The sequence below is a fragment of the Klebsiella sp. 2-CIP_Kleb. genome, assembly GCF_050378715.1.
Taxonomy (GTDB): domain Bacteria; phylum Pseudomonadota; class Gammaproteobacteria; order Enterobacterales; family Enterobacteriaceae; genus Klebsiella; species Klebsiella quasipneumoniae.
Genome location: NZ_JBNRLG010000003.1, coordinates 452,334 through 458,333 on the forward strand (window position 1 = coordinate 452,334; position 6,000 = coordinate 458,333).

The following is a 6,000-nucleotide window of genomic DNA, read 5'->3' on the forward strand; positions in this document are numbered from 1 at the left end:
CAAAATGTGTGATTTAAATCACGTTTTATTGTCACTTTTTGTCAACGAATTCATTTTGTGAGACAGGGCAGGAAGAAGTGAGATTTTACTTGTCGAACCTGCCAAAGCAGGCCATATTTGATGAGTTAACTCGACGCTAAACCGCTTCAGCTAACCAGGATAACGAATAAAAAAACGGCAGCCAGTGGCTGCCGTTTGCGATCCATGAGTCAGGCTCAGGTGTTCTTACTGTTCGCGGCGATAATCTTCGCGACTTTGTCCGCCTGAGCATTCATCTGCATTTGACGATAGGCATTTTCCATCTTCGGCAGGGCATCGCGGGTGGCCTGGGTATCCGGATAGTTACGCATCATACCTTCCACGCGGTTAACGACGGCAACCCATGCGCCGCGGTCGGTGTAGTAATCCACTACCGACAGCTCATACTTCGCCAGGCGATCTTTCAGGAATACCATGCGCTTATAGGCGTCCGTGGCATACTGGCTGTTCGGGTAGCCGCGTACCAGTTTGGAGAAGTCATTGAAGGCATCGCGCGCGTGCTGCGGATCGCGGTCGGAACGATCGACGCCGAAGAAGCCCTGCAGGGCGCTGTCATCCAGAGCCATGTTGGTCAGGCCGCGCATATAGATGACGTAGTCGATGTTCGGATGGGTGGGATTCAAGCGCATGAAGCGATCGATGGCCGCTTGAGCCAGCGGCAGATCAGCGTTTTTGTAATACGCATAAATCAGATCCAGCTGTACCTGTTGGGAATAAGGGCCGAATGGATAACGGTTATCCAACGCTTCCAGTTGCGTTATCGCCTGTTTCCAGTTACCGTCCTGCAGTTTTTGCTGGGCGGTCGCGTAGATTTCATTCGGCGGATTATCAGGCACCTCTTCCTTAGAGCCGGAGCAACCCACCAAAGCCAGGCTCAGTGTGGCGGCTGCCACCAGGTATTTCATGCGCGTCATGACGTTTTGACTTCCTCAAAATGTTTATGCGGGAGAATCTCTGTTCCTGCTCCCGATTAAGACCAGCTACAATAGCACACTATATTAAACGGCAAAGCCGTAAAACCCAACGTTAAACGAAGAAGCTGTATATGGCACAACGAGTACAACTCACCGCAACGGTGACCGAAAATCAACTCGGTCAACGCTTAGATCAGGCTTTGGCCGAATTGTTCCCTGATTATTCGCGATCGCGGATAAAAGAATGGATCCTCGACCAACGCGTATTAGTCAATGGCACCATAGGCGATAAACCGAAAGAAAAAGTGCTGGGGGGAGAACGCATCGCTATCGATGTGGAAATCGAAGAAGAGGCGCGCTTCCAGCCGCAGGATATTCCGCTCAATATCGTTTACGAAGATGATGACATCATCGTGATCAACAAACCGCGCGATCTGGTTGTACATCCTGGCGCGGGCAACCCTGACGGTACTGTGCTGAATGCGCTGCTGCACTACTATCCGCCTATTGCCGATGTGCCGCGTGCGGGGATCGTCCATCGTCTGGATAAAGACACCACCGGTCTGATGGTGGTGGCGAAAACCATTCCAGCGCAAACCCGGCTGGTGGAGTCGCTGCAGTTGCGCGAGATCACCCGTGAATACGAAGCGGTGGCGATCGGTCATATGACCGCCGGCGGTACGGTTGAAGAACCGATCAGCCGTCATCCGACCAAGCGTACCCATATGGCGGTGCACCCGATGGGCAAACCGGCGGTGACCCACTACCGCATTATGGAACATTTCCGCATCCATACCCGCCTGCGCCTGCGTCTGGAAACCGGTCGTACGCATCAGATCCGCGTGCATATGTCGCATATCACCCATCCGCTGGTAGGCGACCAGGTGTATGGCGGCCGCCCGCGTCCGCCGAAGGGCGCGTCGGAGGAGTTCATCACCGCGCTGCGTAAATTCGACCGCCAGGCGCTGCACGCCACCATGCTACGTCTGTACCACCCGATTACCGGCATTGAAATGGAGTGGCACGCGCCCATCCCACAAGATATGGTCGAGCTCATCGAGGCGATGCGCGCCGATTTTGAAGCCCATAAGGACGATATTGACTGGTTATGACTAAACTGATTGTACCGCAGTGGCCAATGCCCGGCAGCGTGGCGGCCTGTAGTTCTACCCGCATCGGCGGCGTGAGTCTGCCGCCCTATGACTCGCTCAACCTGGGCGCCCATTGCGGCGACAATCTGCAGCATGTCGAAGAAAACCGGCGGAGGATGTTTGCCGCCGGCGGCTTACCGTCTTACCCGGTTTGGCTTGAGCAGGTTCATGGTACCGATGTGCTCACGCTGGACGGCGGACCCTATCCGTCGAAACGCGCGGATGCCTCTTATAGCCGTACGCCAGGGACTGTCTGCGCGGTGATGACCGCTGACTGCCTGCCGGTCCTGTTCTGTAACCGCGCCGGTACTGAAGTCGCCGCGGCGCATGCGGGATGGCGCGGCTTATGCGAAGGGGTTCTGGAAGAGACGGTCGCCCGTTTCGCCGATAAAGCCGAAAACATTATGGCGTGGCTGGGACCCGCCATCGGTCCGCAGGCGTTTGAGGTGGGCCCAGAAGTTCGCGACGCTTTTATGGCTAAGGATGAGAATGCGCATCAGGCTTTTCGTCCGGCAGGCGAAAAATATTTTGCTGATATCTACCAGCTGGCTCGGCAGCGCCTGGCAAACGTCGGCGTTGAGCAGATTTTCGGCGGCGATCGCTGCACGCTAAGCGAAAAGGATGATTTTTTCTCTTACCGGCGCGACAAGACCACCGGTCGTATGGCAAGTTTCATTTGGCTGATATAACCTAGAGAATCAAGACGATCCAGAAGGCAAACTTATTTTTCGCATAGTTCAGGTCTTTAACCTTGAATAATTGAGGGATGACCTCATTTAATCTCCAGTAGCAAATTTGACCTGTTATGGGAGGAGTTATGCGTCTGGATCGTCTTACCAATAAATTCCAGCTTGCTCTTGCCGATGCCCAGTCGCTTGCACTCGGGCACGACAACCAATTCATCGAACCTCTTCATTTAATGAGCGCCTTGCTGAATCAGGAAGGGGGATCGGTACGTCCTTTATTAACCTCGGCGGGCGTGAATGCCGGGAAACTGCGCACTGACATCGAACAGGCTCTGAGCCGTTTACCGCAGGTGGAAGGCACCGGCGGCGATGTGCAACCTTCTCAGGATTTAGTGCGGATCCTGAACCTTTGCGACAAGCTGGCGCAAAAGAAAAAGGACAACTTTATATCGTCAGAACTGTTTGTTCTGGCGGCGCTTGAATCACGCGGTACGCTGACCGACCTTTTAAAATCCGCCGGAGCAACAACCGCCAACGTGACTCAGGCGATTGAACAAATGCGCGGAGGTGAAAGCGTGAACGATCAGGGTGCCGAAGACCAACGTCAGGCATTGAAGAAATTTACCGTCGATCTCACCGAGCGTGCCGAACAGGGCAAGCTGGACCCGGTTATCGGCCGTGATGAAGAGATCCGCCGTACCATTCAGGTACTGCAGCGCCGTACCAAAAACAATCCGGTGCTGATTGGTGAACCCGGGGTGGGTAAAACCGCTATCGTCGAAGGCCTGGCGCAGCGTATCGTCAACGGCGAAGTGCCGGAAGGGCTGAAAGGCCGCCGGGTGCTGGCTCTGGATATGGGCGCGCTGGTGGCCGGGGCGAAATACCGCGGTGAGTTTGAAGAGCGTCTGAAAGGTGTGCTAACCGACCTGTCGAAACAGGAAGGCAACGTCATTCTGTTTATCGACGAACTGCATACCATGGTTGGCGCCGGTAAAGCCGACGGCGCGATGGACGCGGGTAACATGCTGAAGCCGGCGCTGGCGCGTGGTGAACTGCACTGCGTCGGGGCGACGACGCTTGACGAATACCGTCAGTACATTGAAAAAGACGCTGCGCTGGAGCGCCGCTTCCAGAAGGTGTTCGTCGCCGAGCCGTCGGTAGAAGATACCATCGCTATTCTGCGCGGTCTGAAAGAACGTTATGAACTGCACCACCATGTGCAGATCACCGACCCGGCTATCGTGGCGGCGGCGACCTTGTCGCATCGCTACATTGCCGACCGGCAGCTGCCGGATAAAGCCATCGACCTTATCGATGAAGCGGCGTCCAGCATCCGTATGCAGATCGACTCGAAGCCGGAAGAGCTGGACCGTCTCGATCGCCGTATCATCCAGTTGAAACTGGAGCAGCAGGCGCTGAAGAAAGAGTCTGATGAGGCGAGTCTGAAGCGTCTTGATATGCTCAACGAGGAGCTGGCGGATAAAGAACGGCAGTACTCGGTGCTGGAAGAAGAGTGGAAAGCGGAAAAAGCGTCCCTCTCCGGCACCCAGACCATCAAAGCCGAGCTGGAGCAGGCGAAAATCGCCATCGAACAGGCGCGTCGCGTCGGTGACCTGGCGCGGATGTCCGAGCTGCAGTACGGCAAAATTCCGGAACTGGAGAAACAGCTGGCGGCAGCCACTCAGTCCGAAGGGAAAACCATGCGTCTGCTGCGTAATAAAGTAACGGATGCTGAAATCGCCGAAGTGCTGGCCCGCTGGACCGGTATCCCGGTCTCCCGGATGATGGAAAGCGAGCGTGACAAACTGCTGCGTATGGAGCAGGAACTGCATCATCGGGTGATTGGTCAGGATGAGGCGGTTGAAGCAGTATCTAACGCTATTCGCCGTAGCCGTGCCGGGCTGTCCGATCCGAACCGGCCGATTGGTTCATTCCTGTTCCTCGGTCCGACCGGGGTCGGTAAAACCGAGCTGTGTAAAACGCTGGCTAACTTTATGTTCGACAGCGACGACGCAATGGTGCGTATCGATATGTCCGAGTTTATGGAGAAACACTCCGTCTCGCGTCTGGTCGGTGCGCCTCCGGGATACGTCGGTTATGAAGAGGGCGGTTACCTGACCGAGGCGGTGCGCCGTCGTCCTTATTCCGTCATCCTGCTGGATGAAGTGGAAAAAGCGCACCCGGATGTGTTCAACATTCTGCTGCAGGTACTCGACGACGGGCGCCTCACCGATGGCCAGGGGAGAACGGTCGACTTCCGTAACACGGTGGTCATCATGACCTCGAACCTCGGTTCCGATTTGATTCAGGAACGGTTCGGCGAGCTGGATTACGGACATATGAAAGACCTGGTGCTGGGGGTTGTCAGTCAGAACTTCCGTCCGGAGTTCATCAACCGTATCGATGAAGTGGTGGTCTTCCATCCGCTGGGTGAGAAACACATTGCTTCTATTGCCCAGATCCAGCTGCAGCGTCTGTATAAACGTCTGGAAGAGCGCGGATATGAAGTGCGGATGTCCGATGAGGCGCTGAAGTTGCTCAGCGCCAACGGATACGATCCGGTATACGGCGCGCGGCCACTGAAACGCGCTATTCAGCAGCAGATTGAGAACCCGTTGGCCCAGCAGATCCTTTCCGGTGAGCTGATTCCGGGTAAAACCGTCGAGCTGGTAGTGAAAGACGACCGCATCGTGGCAGTGCAGTAAGTCACAAAACGACAAAAACGGGCCCAGCGGGCTCGTTTTTGTTTAAAAACCAGGCAAGAATTAAAGCTCAACATCTGATTTGGTTGAAAAGTGAGCGATTGAATTCTTTTTTTGAATTTATCCTTGTCACTTCAGAATTACCCCCTATAATGCGCCTCCACTGACACGGAACAACGGCAGGTAAGCCGCCGAGGCAGCAGGATTCAACGGCGAAAGATAACGTTGAAGCCGACAGAGAAAAGCAAAATAAGCGCTTGACTCTGAATGAGGAAAACGTATTATACGGGACCTCGCGACAGAGCGCTAAAGCGCGTCGCAACTGCTCTTTAACAATTTATCAGACAATCTGTGTGGGCACTCAAAGTGACATGGATTCTTAACGTCCTCGGACGAAAAATGAATACCAAGTCTCAAGAGTGAACACGTAATTCATTACGAAGTTTAATTCTTTGAGCATCAAACTTAAATTGAAGAGTTTGATCATGGCTCAGATTGAACGCTGGCG

The 6,000-nt window shown here is 54.5% G+C and carries 4 protein-coding genes; 3 read left to right on the forward strand and 1 reads right to left on the reverse strand.

Features of this window, described 5'->3' with window-relative positions:
- Positions 1-215: 215 nt before the first annotated feature.
- Positions 216-953, reverse strand: coding sequence for an outer membrane protein assembly factor BamD (gene bamD, locus ACQUTP_RS15160; RefSeq protein ID WP_004145664.1), 738 nt, complete (start codon positions 951-953; stop codon positions 216-218).
- 131 nt (positions 954-1,084) lie between these two features.
- Here bamD and rluD point away from each other — a divergent pair, with 131 nt between their 5' ends.
- The 3 genes from rluD to clpB all read left to right on the forward strand — a co-directional run bounded on the left by rluD (position 1,085) and on the right by clpB (position 5,495).
- Entirely contained in the window at positions 1,085-2,065 is a 981-nt protein-coding gene (rluD, locus tag ACQUTP_RS15165) for a 23S rRNA pseudouridine(1911/1915/1917) synthase RluD (protein ID WP_004206840.1), read from the forward strand.
- A complete protein-coding gene (yfiH, locus tag ACQUTP_RS15170; protein WP_023318894.1) occupies positions 2,062-2,793 on the forward strand; it encodes a purine nucleoside phosphorylase YfiH in 732 nt (243 codons plus the stop codon). The genes rluD and yfiH overlap by 4 nt, the downstream gene beginning before the upstream one ends.
- A 128-nt stretch (positions 2,794-2,921) precedes the next feature.
- Positions 2,922-5,495 (forward strand): ATP-dependent chaperone ClpB, encoded by a 2,574-nt coding sequence (gene clpB, locus ACQUTP_RS15175; protein WP_004206837.1) that lies wholly within the window; start codon positions 2,922-2,924, stop codon positions 5,493-5,495.
- Positions 5,496-6,000 lie beyond the last annotated feature (505 nt).

Bases quoted from the DNA above. Each gene is read 5' to 3' on its own strand.
- bamD (WP_004145664.1), bottom strand. From the start codon at position 953: ATGACGCGCATGAAATACCTGGTGGCAGCCGCCACACTGAGCCTGGCT.
- rluD (WP_004206840.1), top strand. From the start codon at position 1,085: ATGGCACAACGAGTACAACTCACCGCAACGGTGACCGAAAATCAACTC.
- yfiH (WP_023318894.1), top strand. From the start codon at position 2,062: ATGACTAAACTGATTGTACCGCAGTGGCCAATGCCCGGCAGCGTGGCG.
- clpB (WP_004206837.1), top strand. From the start codon at position 2,922: ATGCGTCTGGATCGTCTTACCAATAAATTCCAGCTTGCTCTTGCCGAT.